Raw genomic sequence first — 17355 nt, 5'->3', positions numbered from 1 at the left:
CTCCGGAAGTCCGCCCGTTCTGTTTCCGTAGCCCTCCCCCTTGCAAAAGTGATCATTGCCGCAGCGACCTGGGCGGCGCACAGTTGCGAGGAATCGAAATAAATCAGCAGGATCGACCCATGACGCAGCACAAGCTTATCGAGATGACCCGCTCGCTGGTCGCGCACGGCGAGGCGGACACGATGGAGTACGCCGACGAGGTCGTCCGCATTCCTGTCTCCAGCTACACCGATCCCCAGCTGTTCGAACGCGAGAAGAAGCAGATTTTCAAACGTCTGCCGCTCATGGTCGCGCCGTCGTGCGAACTGCCGGAACCGGGCGATTACAAGGCGATGGACATTTGCGGCGTACCGCTGCTGTTGACCCGCCAGAAGGACGGCACGGTCGCCGCATTTCTCAACATGTGTACGCACCGTGGCAATCCGATCGCCGAGGGTATCGGCAACGCGAGCCGCTTCCTGTGCGGCTATCACGGCTGGACTTTCAAGAACAACGGCGAGCTTCTTGGTGTCGCCAGCCCGCAGGATTTCGGCAAGATCGACAAGGCCGCGCACTGCCTCACGCGCTTTCCCTGTTACGAAAGCGCCGGGCTGATCTGGGCGACCCTCGACCCGAAGTCCAAGCTCGATATCGCGGATTACCTGTGCGGCTATGACGAACTGCTGTCCGCCTTCGGCTTCGAGAACTGGCACCTGTTCAGCCAGCGCACCCTGCCCGGCCCGAACTGGAAGACGGCCTACGACGGATATCTCGATTTCTACCACCTGCCGGTGCTGCACAAGGACACGTTCGGCGCGGATTTCTACAACCGCGCGAACTACTTCGCCTTCGGCCCCCACCAGCGGCTGTCCACGCCGACCAAGTTCGCCGTCAAGGTCCAGTCGGACGACGACCAGCAGATCGACCTCACACAGATCGCGGACGAGGACCTGTCCTACGAAGTGCTGGTCCAGGGCGTCTGGACCATTTTCCCGCACATCTCCATCGCCAGCTTCTACGGCGGCGGTCTGCGCGGCGCGATGATCAGCCAGCTGTTTCCCGGCAGCGAGGTCGGCGAGAGCTTCACCACCCAGTATTACGTCATGGAACAGGAGCCGGACGACGAGGCCAAGATCAAGGCCGCGCACGAACAGTTCGACTTCCTCGAGATCGTCGTGCGGGACGAGGACTACAAGACCGGCAAGCGCCAGCACGAGGCGTTGCAGTCCGGCATGATGGAGCACGTCCTGTTCGGTCGAAACGAGAAAGGCGGCCAGGTCTTCCACCAGTGGGTCGACAAGCTCGTCAACGCGAGCGACGACGATCTGCAGGGCATTTTCAGGCGCGAGATGGCCGAAGCCGCCGAATAGACATCTCCGAACCCCGAAAGCGCCCATGCGCTGCTGGCTGCCGCTCGGCGCGTTAGACATCTTGTCAAAGGGCGCGCGCACACTAGATTGATCTTGCGGACCGGGCCCCTCTGGCGCGTCGCATCGGCCTGAAGGCGATGCATGCGTGATGTCGGACCGCATCGGATCTATCCGATGTGGCCCGGATCGGCTTTCCCCCCTTCCAGTCACGTCGGACCATCCGATCGAACCAACCCCGTTCGATAGGGAGTATCGACTCGTGTCCGATTATCTTTTCAGACTGCTGGAGCGCCACCAGAAGCTCGATCGCCTGCTGCGTGCAGAGCTTCAAAGGTCAAATGGCGATCCGTTTCGGATCCTGCGGCTCAAGACGTTCGAGATGGCCATCAGGCGCCGGATGAGGACGGCGTCCCTGCGAAACATGCCAGCCGGCGCATGACGCCCGCCGTGGCGGGGAGCCGGAACGCTCCCCGCCAGCTATCCTGTTCGGGAGCGATACAATGGAATTTCTGACTGCCGATTTCCTCGGCACCCCTGCCTGGTTCTGGCTGGCTTTCCTCGCGATTGTCGCCGGCCTGACCGCGTTCGACCTCGGCGTCCTCCACAAGGAGGACCGCGAAATGGGGATCGGCGAAAGCCTGAAGCTGACCGCCTTCTACATCGCCATCGCCATGGCCTTCGGCGCCTGGATTTGGTTCGAGCGCGGCGCCGAGTTTGGAATGCAATATTACACCGGCTTCTTCATCGAGAAGGCGCTGTCGATCGACAATGTCTTCGTGATCAGCCTGATCTTCACCTTCTTCGCGATCCCGCCGAAGTACCAGTACCGCGCCCTGCTGTGGGGCATCATCGCGGTCATCGTTCTTCGCGGACTGATGATCGCGGGCGGCGCCGCGCTGGTCGAGCAGGCCTACTGGGTGCTCTACATCTTCGCCGCCTTCCTGATTTTCACCGGCATCAAGATGTTTTTCGCGGGCGATCACGATCCCGACATCGCGAACAACCGGGTGGTGAAGTGGATCTCCACCCACATGCGGGTGACGAAGGAACTGCACGCGCAGCACTTCTTCGTGAAGGTGCCCGACGAGAGGACCGGCAAGATGGTGCGCGCGGCGACCCCGCTGTTCCTCGCGCTGGTGGTGATCAACCTCGCCGACCTCGTCTTCGCGGTCGACAGCGTGCCGGCGATCTTCGCGATCACGACCGACACGTTCATCGTCTACACCAGCAATATCATGGCGATCCTGGGCCTCAGGGCGCTCTACTTCGCGCTCTCAGCCATGATCCACCGGTTCTACTACCTCAAGTATGCGCTTGCTGCGGTGCTGGTATTCATCGGGTCGAAGATCTTCGTCTCCGACTTCCTGCTCGACGGCGGCAAGTTCCCGCCGGCGTTGAGCCTGGGGGTCACCGCGGCGCTGATCGCAGGCGGCGTGCTCTACTCGCTGTGGAAGACCCGCCACGGCGAGGACGCGGCACCACAACTGCCGCATGACGAGATCCGCCCCTAGGCCTCGCAACCAACAGAAAAGGGGGGCGCTGTCCGGCGCCCCCCGTCCTGTCTCTCGCGCCTGGAAGCCGAGCCTACCCGAAAGCCGGGCGGTGGTTGCTTTCGCCCCAGTCCTGCCGGTCCGCCCATTCCTGCAACGGTTCGAGCTTGCCTTCCAGTTCCGGAAAACGCTCGTAGACGTGGTCCATGTCGACCTCGAAGGGCTTGGTCGGCGCGGTGTTGTTGTATTCGTAGAATGCCTGGATGCCCTTGGCGAACTCGTCGCGCATTTCCTCGGGCATGTCGTCGCCCGCGGCTTCGACCAGGTACCGCCCGAATTCTTCCGGCGTGCACGGATTGTAGGCGATTTCCTTGTCGAGCGCCTTGGACAGGGTCTTCGCGACATCGGGTCCGCGCAGGCGCTCGGGTCCGCCGATATTGAGCCAGGCGCCTTCCATGTCGGGCCGCTCCAAGCTGGCAAGCATGAACTTCGCGACGTCGTCGAGGCTGATCCAGTTCGCTTCGAGCTGCGGATTGTGCGGATAGACGTAGCGCCCTTCGTTCACGATGAAGGGTCGCGCCCAGTTGGTCAGCAGATTGTCCATGAACAGCACGGAACCGAAGACCGTGCCCGGCGCACCCGAGCGCCACAGCGCGTTGATTCCCGCGGTATTGCCGGCATAGGTGTGCGCATCACCCGGCTTGTCGGGGATCCAGCTGGAGGTGTTCCACACGACCCGCTTGACGCCCAGATCGGCTGCCGCGGCGCCGACCTGCCCGACCAGCACCGCGCGATCGGCGCGTGCCTGCAGCGGGTGGGTGTAGAAGATGTAATCGCTGCCTTCGAGCGCATCCTTGAAGGTCGATGTGTCGTAGAGGTCCATGGGGCGGATCTCGACCTTGTCGATGCCGTTGATCTTCTCGCCGGCGAACGGATCCTGACTGCGCGAGATGGCGCGCACGTCGTAACCCGCTTCGAGCGCCTGCCTCACCTGCGCCATGCCTTGCCGCCCGGATGCGCCGATAACGGTAACCAATGCCATATCAATTCTCTCCCGATCTCTTGCGGATCATGCGCGTTGCTAACCCGCCCGGGCACCCCGCGCGCCGGACCATTTTGATAGCGCCCTAGCGAAAAACAGGATTGCTCCCGCCCGGCGCTCGCCCGCATGCGAGTGTCCATGAACAATCGCTTCTGGCGCCTCGACGCACGCCCCGAAGGCAATGGCTTTGCTTCGGCCCTGTCGCTGCAGTCCGCCCCCGTGCCGGAACCCGGGGACGGCGAAATCCTCATCCGCAACGAATTGCTTTCGATGGACGCGGGCACCCGCATGTGGATGACCGCGCGGGAAGACGGATACCAGCCGCCCCTGCCGCTCGGTACGCCGATGGTCGGGCTCGCGATCGGTCGCGTCGTCGCTTCGCGCTACGAGGCTTTCCCCGAGGGCGCGCTGGTGCGAACATTCGGCAATTGGGCCGATTACAGTTGCGTCGACGCGGTGATGTCGGGCGCGGTCCTGCTGGACGAGGATGTGGCCGACAAGCGCGCCTGGTTCGGCCCGCTCGGCATGAACGGGTGGACCGCGCTGTGGGGCATCGAGAAAACCGGTGCGGCAAAGCCGGGAGAGAAAGTGCTGATCTCCGCCGCAGCGGGCGCGACCGGGATTCTCGCGGTGGAGATCGCAAGGCTGCTCGGCTGCGAGACCTGGGGCATCGCAGGAGGGCCGGAAAAATGTGCTTACCTGACCGGCGAACTCGGGCTGGCAGGGGCGATCGACTACAAGGCCGGCAATATCGGCCAAGCTCTCGATGCGATCGGCGGGATCGACGTCTACTTCGACAATGTCGGCGGTGCGATGCTCGACGATGTTCTCACCCGGATGAACCACTATGGCCGGATCGCAGTGTGTGGCCTGTTGGCGGATTACGGCGGCAGCCGCACCGCGCCGCAGGAATTCGACCAGGTGCTGATGCGGCGACTGCGGATCGAGGGCTTCTTCTCGCCCGATTTCATGCAGCACGGGCCGGAACTGACTGTGCGCCTGAAACAGTGGCACGAGGCTGGCGAACTGATCATGCCCTACGATACGACGCGGGGTCTCGAGAATGTGCTCTCCGCATATGCGAAGCTGTTCACCGGCGGCAATATCGGCAAGGTCATCGTGGAGCTCGATCAATGACACAGGCATTCGACGGCAGGATCGAGGACCGCGAGGCAATCCGCGAGATCATCACGCTCTATGCCCATGCCATCGACCGGCGGCGCTGGGACATGATGGAGAAGCTGTTCCACGCCGATGCCCTGTTCGGTTTCGGCCCGATCGAGGGAGACTGGCAAGGCTTCGTCGAGCAGGCCAAAGCAGTCATCGACCCGTGCCTCGCTACCCAGCACCAGCTCGGCCAGACGATCATCACCTTCGCCGATGCCGACATCGCGCATTGCGAGACCTACATGACCGCCATGCACACCGTACCGGCAGGATATGCGACGACCGACGTGTTCCCCGACAAGGGCAGGACCTATTCGGCGGTCATTGCCGGGCGGTATGTCGACCGGTTCGAACGGCGTGGCGGCGCATGGCGGATCGCCAGCCGCAAGGGTCTCTACGACTGGCGCGAATATCGCGAACTGGAAGGAATCGACCTGTCCGAAGTGCCCGAGGGAGCGGCAGGGTATCACGACGATCGCGATCCTTCGACGCCGGTCGCCGCCCCGTGGCGAGGCGCCCGCTAAATCCTGCGGATTACCGCGAAGCTCGCCGTGGCCGTCGCGAGCACTTCTTCCCCGCGCAGGATGTGGCCCGAGCAATAGGCGACCCGCTTGCCCAGCCGGTCGATCCGCATGTCGGCGACCAGCCAGTCGCCCAGCCGCGCAGGCGCGAGAAAATTGACCGCAAGCGTGATCGTCGAAACCGGCAGCGGCGGGTCTTCGCTGGCGTGCACCTGCCAGCTCATCGCGACATCGGCAAAGGTCGACAGAACGCCGCCGTGCGCCATGTCGCGATAGTTCATGTGCTGGTCCAGCATTCGCAGACCCACCAGGTGACGTAACACTGAGCGCGACACCCAAAGGCAATGGTTTCCAGGCAACCGTGACCTATTCCGACGGCGTATCGATCAGTTCGGCGGAAGCCTTTCCGACGAAGGCCGAAGCCATTTCAGCAGCGGCCATGAAGGTACTCGAGTTGCCCGATCGGCTGGAGGAAATCGATGCGTCTACCGCCGAGGGCTGATGCTGCAGGGAATGCTCGCGCGATGCCTACGGGAGCGACAATACGGGACCCGAGCAAAAAGAAAGGAGGAAGCCCTGACGGACTTCCTCCTTTTGTGTGGCATCAGAATTCATCGCTCAGCTTTCCAGGCACTGTGTCGATGACCCGGTCCAGCATGGCCTTGGGCAGTGCGCCGTAATCGCCCTCATCGACCGCGATGTAACCTGCCTCACCATCGGTCAGGACATATTGGGTGAAGTAGCTGTGAAGGGACCGGGCATGAGCCTTGTCGAGTGCGGCAACGAAGGCTGCCTGATCTGCCTGGAATGAACCCTGCGCGATATTCAGTGAAGCGTACATGATCTTTCCTCCTGATGTTCGATGCGTCGCATCAGGAGCTGCGAGGATGTGGGTGACGGGCCGGGTCAGGGACCGCGCATAGCGCGGCCGCGAAGCGGCGATGGGGGAAACGATTTTTGCCGGGCTTGCCCGGTAAAAATGGTGGGGCCCCGTCGTCCTTGACGCGGCCCCAAAGCCCGCATCACACTTGGACTTTCTGCGAGAGAGACCTCTCCAACGTCAGCGTGAGAAGCACTAGCATCGCGGCAAAAACCGTTTTCCTACATGGCCCCATGCTGGCACTGTCGCGCGTGGAGGGGACCAACGGCCAGCGAAAGGACAATCTGATGGCCAGGTCCAAACCGAGCGCGCGTAATGCGCTCAAGAAGCTGCGCGAGCAGCGCGAAGAACTCGATGCACAGGAGGCCAGGCTCCGTGATGAAGCAGCCGGCGAACTGGGCAAGGTTCTTCTTGAATGCGGAGCCGAGACGATCGAACCCGCGCAACTGAAGCAGCTCATCCGCGCATCGCTTACCATCGGGATCGGCGATGCTCTCAAGCGGCTTTCCCCCGCCTGACACTTCAACCGCGGCGGGGTGTGGGCTCGATGCCCCGCCCCGCCGTTCACGCCAGCGATCACAAAAAAGGCCCCGATGGCGCGAACCATCGGAGCCTTGTTGTTTGCGGAAGGCGCTCAGTCCTCATCGATGTCGGGCGCACCCTCATTGTTCGACGCCCGCCCCTTGGTGAGGAAGTCCACCTTGTCAGCGATGATCTCGCAGCCGTAGCGCTTGGCGCCGTCCTGGTCTTCCCACTGCGTATAGTGGATGCGCCCCTCAACCGTCACGAGCTGGCCCTTGGTGCAGTACTTGGCGACGTTCTGGCCGAGACCGTTGAAGCAGGTCACTCGGTGGAATTCGCTGTCCTTGGCGGTGTAGCCGTTTTCGTCCTTGTAGGTCTTGCCGTCCTTGCGGGCGGGACGGTCGGTGACGACCGAGATCGAGGTGATGTTGGTGCCGCCCTGGGTGGTGCGGGTTTCGGGATCGCGGGCGATGCGGCCAACGAGGATTACGAGATTGGTCATGGTCTTTCTCCTGATCGAGCATTCCGGGTCCATCCCGGCTGCAAACCCGACTAGGAAGCGGCCACGGCGAAGCGCACCGAAGGGAAACCTCGATCTGGTTCGGGTGGTGCGGGCAGCCGGGCGCAGCCCGGCAACTCGGCCGGACCTGATCGGGGTTGCGCGTCTCGACGGGGATGCTTCAGGAAAGGTTTGCTTACAGGCCGGGTTGGTCCCGAGTGCCTTGCACAGGCCAAGCCATGACTTTTCGCGTTAACGGGCTGCGACGTACCCCCTGACCTTGCCCGCCTCGAAGGCTGCATCATATCTCGACAACGAAAGCTCCTCCCGAAGCGGGCGAAAGACCACCCGAAAACGCACTGCCAGCACCAGTCTCCACAGTACCAAGATGCATAGGCTCGTCCAAACGATGACCCCGCAACATCCAGTCTTGGGGCGTGATTAGGCGCCCCCAATCCGCAAAGGAAGGAATCGTACCCAAGTCCTCGCGGACGTGCTGCTCGCCTACAAGGCGAACGGGCACGACACGGCTGTCGGCGTTGACGATAGTAGGCCCGAACAGCGTCTCGAGCATGAAGATGCCTTCGGCATGGTGCCGGAGGGCCCGGTGCCGCGGATCAGCAAAGATCGCCTTCGACTGGTCAAACCATTGGTGGAGCGGCAGGTAATCTTCCACCACCCCTCCCCATTTCCGGACCGACGATAGGGCGTGATAATAGCAATGAGCCATCGCACTTCTCCTAGAGATCAGTCGAATGGTCGTCGGTCGCCGTGTAACGCAGCTGGCAGTCCAGAACGAAACTCGGCGTAGCCACGTCGATGATCAGTTCGCCGCAGGCACCATCATTGATTTCCCATCCGGGATGATGGCGTTCGAGAGCAAGGTACGTCAGTTGCTCGATGGCGGAATGGAGGCTCTGGTCGTCGCCTTCTCCAGCATAGTCGATCGTCACTTCGGGACACGGAACACTCGCCCCGACGGCATCAGAGAAGACGCATTCTTCGACCGCACCGCTGTCGCCGCACCCATCGAAGCGGATTTCTACGCGGGCAATTTCGGCATTGCGCAGCGGGTCAATGATAGCTGCCTTGAGCCGTTGGATTTCACTTTGCGCCTGCGCCGCGCGTTCGGCCTGGCGGACAGCAAAGTCCGCCATGATTGCCTGAAAATCAGTCATGAGAAATCTCCTGATATGTGCGGGCAAGCACCAATCGTCTTGCCCACGATAACAAGCGATCTCTTTCCTCTGACGGGCTGCGCCAGCGCCGATAGCGCTGGCGCGATGCCCGACGCATCAGTCGGTATCCTGCGCCGCGCGCTTGGGGGAAGTGCCCAGCGGACCACGGCGATCTACAACCGTGATCCGACGGGATTTGGCTTCGATGACGAGGCGCTCCAGGACTCCGTTTCCGGGAAAGGCGACGACATAACGGGGGTCGAGCGAGAGCATACGCTCGTTGCGCTTGAAGCCTGCGCGTGCCCCCAGGCGCATGTCGAGGGAGAAGCTGATTTGCGGGATGTTGCGTCGTTCCGCCCATGAAGATGCCAGACGGTCAACGCCCTTGGTATCACCGCCGTGGACAAGAACCATGTCAGGAACCCGGTCGTGAACCTTGTCCAGAGTAGCCCAGACGTTGTTGGCAAAAGTGAGAGCGTCCTGCTCGTTTGGATGGCGTGTGCGGCCACCGGCAAATATCACCGGCGTACCTTCTGGCATGGCGGCGCGGCGTTTCGCTTCGGACCGAGCTCGGACGAACTCGCGGCCCTCGACAAGCGCAGAAGTCAGCATGGCACTGTGATTGAAGCGCGAGCTCGACACAGGTTTCCACGAAGATCCGAACTCGTTGAGATAGAGGGCAGCGGCCACCTCACGCATCTCTTCGAGAGCAAGCATGGCGCCTTCGGCACACTGCGCACGCTCAACCTGGGTCTCGAGTTCATGGGTGTGAATTTCGGATCCATCGGCAGTGGCGAGGAGTGCTCGGACCTCGTCGGTTGCGCGGTCGACTGCGGCCGATTTGCGGGTCGCGGAACGATGGAAGATGTTGACGAACGCCCAACCGAGGTCCTCGGCATCGGCCTCCAGCGCAGTCCCAGAGACCATCGCAAATAGATCGGACCAGACCGCTTCGAGAGTCTGGACGACCGCTTCGTGGACCGGAAAATCATTGGTGGAAACCGGGGCAGGACCAATCGAAAAACCGGAAAGGTCGAGGCCGGCAAGTTGCTCGGAAAATGATGAGTGCATGGGTATTGTCCTCCTGACTGGCGTGAGGCTGACGCACCCGCTCATGGCTGCGCCAGCGAGAGCCCGTCAGGGCCAGCTTGAGGCAGTCTCCGCACCCGACAGGGGGAAACCCGCTTGGGCAGGCTGGCGCGGGCAGGCCAACGGCCCAAAGGGCCGGGCCAACTCGGGCCTGCGCAAGCCGGGTTGCGGCAGACTGGCGGCTGGCCCAGGGCCTCTCTCGCATGGCTTCAGACCATGAGTGCAAAAGCAAGCTTCGTCAGGGAGGACAGGCACTTCGCCACGACCAAAGTGACTGGCGCATCAGGCTACCCGTTTTGCGTAGACGCCCTCACCGTTCGACATGTGACCGAGGCAGACGTAGTCGCCGAACAACGCTTCAAAGCGGGAGGCGATCTGGGACAGCCAGCGTTGTGCCCTCGGCGATCTGGCCGTGCGCCAATCGGCATCCCAATAGGCGCCATCGTCACGCTCGACGATCCACACCGCAACCAGGCCGGCGTAAACCGACACGCCGAAATCCGCGTAGGCATTGCGCATGAGGATGCGGTCTTCGCACCCCCGCCAACCGTCGTGCGCGATCAGTGAAGGGAAGGCCTGCCCAGCGCGCTCGCGCAGTTCCTCGCGGAGCCACTCATATTCGAAATCCCAATCGTCGTCGTTTTCGACTTCGAGCACCGTGAAGGCCACGATGGCCCCGCTGGGGGAGCTAACCGATCGGCCCATGACACCCTCCTTCAGGCGGCCAACGCAGCGTCGGCAGACGCTTCGTCGGTATCTTCGGCAGAGATCCGTCCTGCGAGTTTGAGCAGAAGCCTTGATGCTTCCTCCGCCTTTGCGGCAGCGGTGAGAATGGCACGGTCATCCTGCTTCAGGAGCTTGAGCCAGTGCTCGATATAGCTCGCATGGCTATCGAGGTGGGTGACTGGCAGACCGAGTTCAGCGCCAAGCATGGCGCTCGAAAGTTCAGCGATGAGTTCCTCGGCGGCGTAAGCTGCAGAACCAAATCGGTTCTTGAGATTGCGGTCGAGGCGACTGGCATGGCCGGTCCAATGCGACAGCTCGTGCGCGAGCGTCGCGTAATAGTGGTCGAAGCCCGAGAAGAGATGGGCGGGCGGCATTGTCACCCGGTCAGCCACTGGTTCATAATAGGCTTCGTCGCCCTGATGACGCAGGACGGCCGGAATACTGGCAAAGAATGAGTCGAGTTCAGCCTGACGGCCCTCGGGCTCCACCACCTCAAGCGTCGCGGCGGGATGGAAACGTTCCGGAAGACCTTCGACCTGATCAGCATTGAAAACCGGATAGGCCTTCAACACGCGACGACTTTCGTCGGTTTTTTCGCCGGTGTCGGGGGCTTCGACTTCCTTGGTGTAGCTCTTGTAGAAGATGGCGATGGTGGATTTTTCGCCCTTGCGCACCTGCGCGCCCAGTTCTTTGGCCTGATTGTAGGTCATCCAGAACGGCGAGGCGTAACCGCACATGTCGGCAACCATCCAGAGCCAGAATACATTCATGCCGCGATAAGGGACGCCGCACGCGCGCAATGGGCGTGAGACTGGCACACCGCGCCATGGCTTGATCCACGGCTTCGTGCCGGACTCGAGGCGGGCGATGATTTCCTGTGTAATACGGGTAGCAGGCGACATTCCGCCGCTTTGTCCCTTGCGATAGGCCATGTTGGGTCTCCTGAAATGGCCTGACGACAGTTCCGTCGGTCAGTGCCGGAGGTCCCGGAGCCCCCTCCGCTCTCTTTCCATGAAGGAAGCGGCCCCCCGGCATGTGCCGGAGGACCGCTTCACGGTGGCGAGCAGCCGTTCCTGTCAGGAGGAGGTCAGGCGGCCAACTCGCTCGGGGGCTGCTTGTCGTCGTTGGCGACGAAATCCGCGTCGGGACTTTGCGCTTCGTTATCGGCAGGAATTTCCGGCTGGTCGGCAAAGCGCATGACTTCAGGCACCCAGGCGAGGGCCCTTTCCCGAACTTCGACCTCGGTGATGTAGGTCCCCGCGAAGACGCGCTCGGCGCTCATCGCAAGATCGCCCTTTTTCACCGATGCGAAGCGTGAGGACAGTTCCAAACCGCCAACATCGGTGAGCGCATCAAGGATGACCTGCTTTGAGACGCGGTCGAAGTAGTTTGCCGCGGTCGGACGCCACCATTGCGCTATGTCAATGCCGATCGTGCTGCCCAGATGATCCTGGAACGTGATCTGACGTTCGCCTGCCATGTTGAGGCTCGCCTCGAGCGTGCGAGCGACGACGAAGCCGAGCCATGCTGCGCGGCTTTCATCGGCGAGTGCCCGAAACATCTTGAAGCGCGACGAAGCGTCTTCGCCAGATCGCCAGCTCTCATCGAGACCAGAGCGCAGGTCCGCAAGGGATGCGCTTGCCGGCGCATCCTTCGCTTCGAACCCGACAATCGGACCCGCAGGGACGCCGCCACGCAGGGTCGTGGCCGCGCGTGACCGCCAGTCGTGGGTGTCGACATCCGCGAGGGTGAAGACCATGATGTCGAGCGAAAGGCCGGGATCCGATGCCACGTGGAGCGCGAGCACGTCACGACGTTGCATCGCAAGTTCGTCGACCAGACGCTTGGAAAGCGCTGCACGACGTTTGCCATCACTGCCGACACTCGCCACGACTTCGACGACATCGTCGTCACCAACGACTTCGATATCGCGCTCGCCATAGAACACCGGCTGGAGGACCGGTGTGCCGTCGCGCGAGAGAGCGAGGATCATTCCGGCATCGGCCTTCAGTTCGGGCGCCAGCTCCGGGGGCTTTGCCCGAATGTCCTGGCATTCGCGCTCAATCGCTTCGATCGTCGCCTCGGCCGCAGCAATTGCTTCTTCTGCGCTGTCTTCATCCTCGAGAATGGCCGCATGCTCGTCGTAAGAAGCATCGAGTTCGTCAAGGCGGGCCAGTTCGGCGTCAGTCAACGGAGCCGGCTCGGCCGGAAGGCGAATGAGACCTTCTACGAGATCGTGACTGGCATAGGCGTCAAGCGTAGGCTTGACCCAGGCAAGACCCTGCTCTGCTGCGAGCGCCTTGGCGCGCCTTTCCATCTCCTCCGAGGCGAGGGTTTCCAGAAGCGCGACATCAACCCAGGACTCGCTGTCATCGTCGTCGAAGAGTTCGCGTTCGATCCGGCCACCTGCAGCGGTATATGCGTCGCGACCGACAAGACGGGCCCGAGCATCGCTGCCGCGAACCGTGCCTGAGAGCACCATGCGCCGGATGCTGTCGGCGCTGGGCGCATAATAGCCCGAGGACGCCTGTTCATAGACGCGAGCCTGAATCTCCTGGTCGGAGGTCGCGCCGAAAGCTTTGGCGAGATCGAGAGTGATTTCACCGGATGCCAGAGCATCGAAGACGACAGGCGAGAGGGTCGCGAGACGCAGCCGGCCTTCGACGAAGCGGACCGTCAGTCCGAACCTGCGCGCGACATCTTCCGTCGAGGCACCAGCATCAATAAGGGCAGCGAACGCCTGCGCTTCGTCGGCGGGGTTCATCGCGAGGCGATGGAAGTTCTCGGCCAGGCTCGTTTCGACTGCGATTTCCGCATCGTCCTCAAGCACGAGGCAGGTAACCTCGTAGCCCTTCGGCAGGACTTTCTCTTCGGCAAGCGCCAGCAAGGCGCAGCGGCGGCGCTCTCCGGTTTCGACCTCGAATTTGCCACGAGCCGCAGGCCGAACGATGAGGTTCTGCAACAACCCATGGGCTGCAATGCTCGCTTTCAGTTCGGAATCTGCGGCTGGGTCACCGTGACGGCGCACGTTGCGAGGGGACTGGACCAACTTGGTCAGCGGGATCGACTTGATCATTGGACTTACTCCTGATTGCGAGCCTCGGCATCGACCGTCGACGCTCATTCGGCTCAAACAGAAGCAAGCTCCCTTCCCTTTCTATAACTGCAGGTAGGCCGGCTTTAGTCTGCCCGCTTCCACAAGCCGATCCAGTTGATTCGGAGTTTTGCAAAGCGGCTAGCCTAGCGGGCCATTCCTGCCAGTCAGTCTTCGGCCGGGGCGAGCCGGTAGCTGAAGCCGTATTTTTCAGCGACCGGGCGATCGACCGTTCATTGCGACTTACAGCTGATCGTCAAAATCGAGCCATGTCAGGGGCTATAGGCTAGGCGTTTGTTTGAGGCTGCACGGGCTGGAGTACATAACCGTTAAAGATAATCCTCTTGCATTCTAGGCGAGCAAGGATCGGACTCAATGTGTCGATGTCTTCGCTGGTTGAAACAATGACCTGCTGCTGCGCCCCTCGATGCTTTGCCGCATGCTCAAGCAACTGCCCGAAACTCACCTTCGAAGAAGATTGCTGGCGCGGCTCGTCTAGCAGTAGCAAGCCTGGATGATTGGTGGCGTATTTCCGAGCGAGCTCCAATAGGCCCAATTGATATGCCCATTTAAGGCGAATGGCATCGCTCGCTGAAGTCTCGAAACCGATTTCATAGCCCTCCTTCTGGGGGCGGTAGCTGTCTTCGTCGATCGTCAAATCTTTTGGGGCGAAAGTCGTGAACCCGAAGGCCTCAGCCAATTCTCGCATCGAGCCTGTGAGCGCGTCGAGCTTGTGCTTGTCGTCCTCGGTCATTTTGTCTGATGGTATGAGCCGGCCCGCATTCAACAACTCTGCGAATTCTGCCGACAACGTGTGCAGCCGGTTTGCAGTATCGGCGAGCGACGCGATCAAAGCCTCCAGATCGCGAATTCGAGCCTCGATGCGTACCCGCTCTTCGACGACCGCCGCAGATGGCGCACTTGACGGGCCTAGCAGGTCGCTTCGTATCGTTCGGACGCGAGTGTACAGCTGATTAATTTCAGTTGTGGCGACTGCACCAAGATCCTCAAGCCGCCGCTGCTCGGCCTGCTCCCGCTGTAAGATATCTTCGAACATCTTGAGCTGTGACCGAACGTATTCGATGTTGTCCTCAATCGGCATTACTGCCTCAAGGACTTCTTGCGAAATCAGAGCATCGACGAGACTTTGCTCGCAGGTGGGGCACTGGTCTGGCGTTAGATTCCCGGCCGTTCCGGCGTAGCGCTGAAGTCTTTGGACGTCCTGGTTCTTCTGTAAATCTTCTCCTAGCTGAGCAATACGACGCTCGAGAGATGCAATATCAGCCTCCTTCAGCTGCCGCGCCTTGTGGACTTCGATGCGTTTTTGGTTGCGCGCGTCGATTTCCTTACCAAGCTCTTCAAGCTCTGCCGTTAGGGCGTCGGCTGTTTCGCCGACCTGAGGTACCTTAGCCTCGGCGAGAACAGCGACCCGGGCCCGTAATGCAGCCAATAACGTTTCGATCACTACGGTCTCGTCATTCTGAACGAGAGAGATTGTCCAGCGTTCGAGACTGTCAGTGTCTGCCGTCGGTCGAGGGGGAAGGCCAGTCAATGTGCCGCCAGCGCGCCGCGCAATGCGCATCATCTCGTCGATGACGCTTGTCCAGTTGCGGGCATTATCCTCAATCCTTTCTTTCAATCGTTGGCGCTGCAGTTCGAGCTTATGCACGTCGAGATCTAGAATGAATTCGACCGCACGTTTTTGGACGTCGCGAACACGCATATATGTCGGGATTGCAGCCGGGATTGTGGACCAGCCGCGTTTTTGTTCGACCCAAAAGAGTGGGAAGACTGTTTCTAACGGGAGTTTGCCCTCAGGGCCTTCATATTTCCGCACGACCGGCATATCCCAGCCGATGAAGGCTTCGAGAAAGTGCAGAAATCCATCCTCGCGCTTGAAGGCGCCTGGATCGCGTACGAAGAACTGTCGTGAGGCCGCAGTCTTAGACGGTTCAGTCAGCATAGGACCGAACCACACCGTAACAAGGCGCGTGTCGATGCCAGCTTCCTTAATCGGCCTGCGGACCGTTACAATGGTGCCTGCCCCATTCTCAATTTCGAGTTCGACGAAAGAGTTGGTGATGGCTAGTTCGCTCTCATCATCCCTCATTAGGAAAGTCGTCAACGCGTGAGGCACCGGCACCTCACGGCTTGGGCTGAGCATTTTTTCCATGCCGAGCACGTAGAGCAGCGCCTGCATGCTAGTTGATTTACCCTTCGTATTGTCGGCCCAGATTACGTTTAGACCGTCCTCGAATGGTAGATCGGCACCGTAGGGACCGTCTTGTGTGAAGGCGCGCAATCGCAAGTGCCTAAGCCGAAGAGTCAAAGCAGCGTCTCCATCCGCCAAATGCGGGTTACGATATTTTCAGTCGCTCGTTTAGCGACGTTTGTCAGGAACGTGCGCTCATGATGAAGCACGTCGGAAGTTGCGTCGATTGCTGCTGCAACATCTTGCCCTAAAGGCGTCAGCGTGATCGTTTTGCCTTTACTCACGTCCACGTATTTGAGGCCATGAGCGAAAGCGACTGCCCGGTTCAGCCAGGGCTCCACACGAACCTGAAGTTCGCTAGTCTTCCGTTCGCCGCGCAGCACGGCGTGGACCTGCTCCCGACTGTCCTCGGTGCGGATCGAGTGCGCGAGGAATTGCAGCTTCAAGAAGCTCGCTTTTTTACCGCGGCTGTGGAACAAACTCAGGAGAACAACCGCAATTCCCCACGACATGCGAAGGTCACCGGCGACCGGCTCCGGTCGCGCGGTGAAGGAGAAGTTGGCGCCCTCCAATGCTTTGAGGAACGGGCTTTCAGGCGGCATCTGGGAAATCGAGTGGGCACCGCATGATCCATTCGGAGATGGTGCCAAGCGCAATTTCTTGCGCATTATCGTCCGATAGCGTCGGAGCAGCGGCTTTGATCGCCTGCGTGAGTGAGATAATCTCGGTGTTCAGAATACTGCTAGGTAAGGTGCCTCCTTGTGGTCCGGCGAACGTGAGGGTGCGCGCGCGGACTTGGATTGCGGCGGCGACCTTCTCATGCATATCGGGCGCATTGTTGCGCAGAGCATCAAGGAGACCATTTCCTCGGAGAAACGCCTCTATTCCGTGTTCCACTGCCCCGCCCAATTCCTGGCCGCTGGCCCGCTTTCCCAACTTAACAGTGGCATTTGCCACGAGATCGGCGGAGCCAGCCTCCCAATTCTTCAGCTCTTCTTTGCTGGGTGAAGCGACACTTAGCGAGAGGTTGGTGAGCCCAGCTATCGCGTCCTGCACCGCTCTCCCCGGGAAATGGGTCTGGTCCTGAATACAGACCTCGAAATTATCGTCCAGCAATGACAGTCCTTGCTTGCGCAGATCGCTGGTTTTCTTCGCGCAATGAAGGTTCAGATCCTTACTGTCATGATTGGGAACAAGCAGCACCCAGGACCTTAATTTTTGACCGAGCAAGAGCTTGGAAACTTCGGCAGCACCTTTGATGAGTTTGGCAAGATCGGTCGTCATTTTGTTTTTCTGACGATCAGCTCGCACCGATATATCAAGGGGCTCTTCAGGCGCGTAACACTGATAAATGACGAGTTCGGTCAGACAATAATAGTCAATGCCCAGATCTCCGCTGTGGTTCGCGGGAACTTTGTGCACATTCAATACACCGTGACGGCTTTGCAAAAGGCTATGGGAGAATTCCTCCCAATCGTCTGGCCCCCATTGATAGACTAAACTCGTCATTTTCTTCCCGAGCGTTATCACCGTCGAGGTTGTTTCTGGCATGTTCAGTGCTCGATCTCAATCGTGGTGTTCATCAA

At 60.6% G+C, this 17355-nt stretch carries 20 protein-coding genes; 7 read left to right on the top strand and 13 right to left on the bottom strand.

Annotation, left to right across the window (positions count from 1 at the left end; translation table 11 throughout):
• Positions 1-119 precede the first annotated feature (119 nt).
• The 3 genes from GRI48_RS00205 (at position 120) to GRI48_RS00195 (ending at position 2860) form a co-directional block, all read left to right on the top strand.
• Positions 120-1349, top strand: a complete 1230-nt coding sequence (locus GRI48_RS00205) for an aromatic ring-hydroxylating oxygenase subunit alpha (protein ID WP_160669682.1) — start codon at positions 120-122, stop codon at positions 1347-1349.
• A gap of 259 nt (positions 1350-1608) precedes the next feature.
• Positions 1609-1788, top strand: coding sequence for a DUF465 domain-containing protein (locus GRI48_RS00200; RefSeq protein ID WP_160669679.1), 180 nt, complete (start codon positions 1609-1611; stop codon positions 1786-1788).
• Positions 1789-1849: 61 nt separating this feature from the next.
• Entirely contained in the window at positions 1850-2860 is a 1011-nt protein-coding gene (locus tag GRI48_RS00195; protein ID WP_160669676.1) for a TerC family protein, read from the top strand.
• A 73-nt stretch (positions 2861-2933) separates the two neighbouring features.
• On the opposite strand, the gene GRI48_RS00190 is transcribed toward GRI48_RS00195, so the two are convergent.
• Complete coding sequence (locus GRI48_RS00190) at positions 2934-3881, bottom strand: SDR family oxidoreductase (RefSeq protein ID WP_160669632.1); 948 nt, start codon at positions 3879-3881, stop codon at positions 2934-2936.
• 138 nt (positions 3882-4019) lie between these two features.
• Between GRI48_RS00190 and GRI48_RS00185 the strand changes: the two genes are divergently transcribed.
• Both GRI48_RS00185 and GRI48_RS00180 read left to right on the top strand, forming a co-directional pair.
• On the top strand, positions 4020-5018 hold the full coding sequence (locus GRI48_RS00185) for an NADP-dependent oxidoreductase (RefSeq protein ID WP_160669629.1): 999 nt from the start codon (positions 4020-4022) through the stop codon (positions 5016-5018).
• Positions 5015-5572, top strand: a complete 558-nt coding sequence (locus tag GRI48_RS00180) for a nuclear transport factor 2 family protein (protein WP_160669626.1) — start codon at positions 5015-5017, stop codon at positions 5570-5572. The genes GRI48_RS00185 and GRI48_RS00180 overlap by 4 nt, the downstream gene beginning before the upstream one ends.
• Here GRI48_RS00180 and GRI48_RS00175 read toward each other — a convergent pair.
• Positions 5569-5865, bottom strand: a complete 297-nt coding sequence (locus tag GRI48_RS00175; RefSeq protein ID WP_160669623.1) for a PaaI family thioesterase — start codon at positions 5863-5865, stop codon at positions 5569-5571. The two genes, GRI48_RS00180 and GRI48_RS00175, sit on opposite strands and share 4 nt — an antisense overlap.
• Positions 5866-5930: 65 nt before the next feature.
• Between GRI48_RS00175 and GRI48_RS00170 the strand changes: the two genes are divergently transcribed.
• The gene (locus GRI48_RS00170; protein ID WP_237451665.1) at positions 5931-6071 is read left to right on the top strand and encodes a hypothetical protein; all 141 of its coding nucleotides are present in this window, start codon (positions 5931-5933) and stop codon (positions 6069-6071) included.
• 102 nt (positions 6072-6173) lie between these two features.
• Here the strand turns inward: GRI48_RS00170 and GRI48_RS00165 are convergent, their stop codons facing one another.
• Complete coding sequence (locus tag GRI48_RS00165; protein WP_013832744.1) at positions 6174-6410, bottom strand: hypothetical protein; 237 nt, start codon at positions 6408-6410, stop codon at positions 6174-6176.
• A 326-nt stretch (positions 6411-6736) separates the two neighbouring features.
• On the opposite strand from GRI48_RS00165, the gene GRI48_RS00160 reads away from it, so the two are divergent.
• A complete protein-coding gene (locus GRI48_RS00160; RefSeq protein ID WP_160669620.1) occupies positions 6737-6967 on the top strand; it encodes a DUF6437 family protein in 231 nt (76 codons plus the stop codon).
• A 116-nt stretch (positions 6968-7083) separates the two neighbouring features.
• Here GRI48_RS00160 and GRI48_RS00155 read toward each other — a convergent pair whose 3' ends face one another.
• The 10 genes from GRI48_RS00155 to GRI48_RS00110 all read right to left on the bottom strand — a co-directional run bounded on the left by GRI48_RS00155 (position 7084) and on the right by GRI48_RS00110 (position 17320).
• Entirely contained in the window at positions 7084-7473 is a 390-nt protein-coding gene (locus tag GRI48_RS00155; RefSeq protein WP_062912947.1) for a single-stranded DNA-binding protein, read from the bottom strand.
• Positions 7474-7771: 298 nt separating this feature from the next.
• Positions 7772-8200, bottom strand: a complete 429-nt coding sequence (locus GRI48_RS00150; RefSeq protein WP_160669612.1) for a DUF6915 family protein — start codon at positions 8198-8200, stop codon at positions 7772-7774.
• Between the two features lie 10 nt (positions 8201-8210).
• Positions 8211-8648, bottom strand: a complete 438-nt coding sequence (locus tag GRI48_RS00145; protein WP_062912962.1) for a DUF6878 family protein — start codon at positions 8646-8648, stop codon at positions 8211-8213.
• A 117-nt stretch (positions 8649-8765) separates the two neighbouring features.
• Positions 8766-9719 (bottom strand): DUF2493 domain-containing protein, encoded by a 954-nt coding sequence (locus GRI48_RS00140; RefSeq protein WP_062912949.1) that lies wholly within the window; start codon positions 9717-9719, stop codon positions 8766-8768.
• A gap of 300 nt (positions 9720-10019) precedes the next feature.
• Positions 10020-10442 (bottom strand): hypothetical protein, encoded by a 423-nt coding sequence (locus tag GRI48_RS00135; protein ID WP_160669609.1) that lies wholly within the window; start codon positions 10440-10442, stop codon positions 10020-10022.
• An 11-nt stretch (positions 10443-10453) separates the two neighbouring features.
• A complete protein-coding gene (locus tag GRI48_RS00130; RefSeq protein WP_160669606.1) occupies positions 10454-11395 on the bottom strand; it encodes an ArdC family protein in 942 nt (313 codons plus the stop codon).
• 155 nt (positions 11396-11550) lie between these two features.
• Positions 11551-13539: a ParB/RepB/Spo0J family partition protein gene (locus GRI48_RS00125; protein WP_160669603.1), complete on the bottom strand. Its 1989-nt coding sequence runs from the start codon at positions 13537-13539 to the stop codon at positions 11551-11553.
• A 304-nt stretch (positions 13540-13843) separates the two neighbouring features.
• A complete protein-coding gene (locus tag GRI48_RS00120; RefSeq protein ID WP_202389151.1) occupies positions 13844-15757 on the bottom strand; it encodes a coiled-coil domain-containing protein in 1914 nt (637 codons plus the stop codon).
• A gap of 125 nt (positions 15758-15882) precedes the next feature.
• Complete coding sequence (locus GRI48_RS00115) at positions 15883-16371, bottom strand: hypothetical protein (RefSeq protein ID WP_160669598.1); 489 nt, start codon at positions 16369-16371, stop codon at positions 15883-15885.
• On the bottom strand, positions 16361-17320 hold the full coding sequence (locus GRI48_RS00110) for a hypothetical protein (protein WP_202389150.1): 960 nt from the start codon (positions 17318-17320) through the stop codon (positions 16361-16363). Before GRI48_RS00110 ends, GRI48_RS00115 begins: the two co-directional genes overlap by 11 nt.
• Positions 17321-17355 lie beyond the last annotated feature (35 nt).

Origin of the sequence: Qipengyuania oceanensis, assembly GCF_009827535.1 — a bacterium.
GTDB lineage: Bacteria > Pseudomonadota > Alphaproteobacteria > Sphingomonadales > Sphingomonadaceae > Qipengyuania_C > Qipengyuania_C oceanensis.
The sequence above is the reverse complement of the archived record's forward strand: the minus strand, read 5'-3'. Positions and strand labels throughout refer to the sequence as shown.

Coding starts and splice junctions, on each gene's coding strand:
- GRI48_RS00205 (WP_160669682.1), top strand. CDS start 120: ATGACGCAGCACAAGCTTATCGAGATGACCCGCTCGCTGGTCGCGCAC.
- GRI48_RS00195 (WP_160669676.1), top strand. CDS start 1,850: ATGGAATTTCTGACTGCCGATTTCCTCGGCACCCCTGCCTGGTTCTGG.
- GRI48_RS00190 (WP_160669632.1), bottom strand. CDS start 3,881: ATGGCATTGGTTACCGTTATCGGCGCATCCGGGCGGCAAGGCATGGCG.
- GRI48_RS00185 (WP_160669629.1), top strand. CDS start 4,020: ATGAACAATCGCTTCTGGCGCCTCGACGCACGCCCCGAAGGCAATGGC.
- GRI48_RS00180 (WP_160669626.1), top strand. CDS start 5,015: ATGACACAGGCATTCGACGGCAGGATCGAGGACCGCGAGGCAATCCGC.
- GRI48_RS00175 (WP_160669623.1), bottom strand. CDS start 5,865: ATGCTGGACCAGCACATGAACTATCGCGACATGGCGCACGGCGGCGTT.
- GRI48_RS00165 (WP_013832744.1), bottom strand. CDS start 6,410: ATGTACGCTTCACTGAATATCGCGCAGGGTTCATTCCAGGCAGATCAG.
- GRI48_RS00160 (WP_160669620.1), top strand. CDS start 6,737: ATGGCCAGGTCCAAACCGAGCGCGCGTAATGCGCTCAAGAAGCTGCGC.
- GRI48_RS00155 (WP_062912947.1), bottom strand. CDS start 7,473: ATGACCAATCTCGTAATCCTCGTTGGCCGCATCGCCCGCGATCCCGAA.
- GRI48_RS00150 (WP_160669612.1), bottom strand. CDS start 8,200: ATGGCTCATTGCTATTATCACGCCCTATCGTCGGTCCGGAAATGGGGA.
- GRI48_RS00145 (WP_062912962.1), bottom strand. CDS start 8,648: ATGACTGATTTTCAGGCAATCATGGCGGACTTTGCTGTCCGCCAGGCC.
- GRI48_RS00140 (WP_062912949.1), bottom strand. CDS start 9,719: ATGCACTCATCATTTTCCGAGCAACTTGCCGGCCTCGACCTTTCCGGT.
- GRI48_RS00135 (WP_160669609.1), bottom strand. CDS start 10,442: ATGGGCCGATCGGTTAGCTCCCCCAGCGGGGCCATCGTGGCCTTCACG.
- GRI48_RS00130 (WP_160669606.1), bottom strand. CDS start 11,395: ATGGCCTATCGCAAGGGACAAAGCGGCGGAATGTCGCCTGCTACCCGT.
- GRI48_RS00125 (WP_160669603.1), bottom strand. CDS start 13,539: ATGATCAAGTCGATCCCGCTGACCAAGTTGGTCCAGTCCCCTCGCAAC.
- GRI48_RS00120 (WP_202389151.1), bottom strand. CDS start 15,757: ATGCAGGCGCTGCTCTACGTGCTCGGCATGGAAAAAATGCTCAGCCCA.
- GRI48_RS00115 (WP_160669598.1), bottom strand. CDS start 16,371: ATGCCGCCTGAAAGCCCGTTCCTCAAAGCATTGGAGGGCGCCAACTTC.
- GRI48_RS00110 (WP_202389150.1), bottom strand. CDS start 17,320: ATGCCAGAAACAACCTCGACGGTGATAACGCTCGGGAAGAAAATGACG.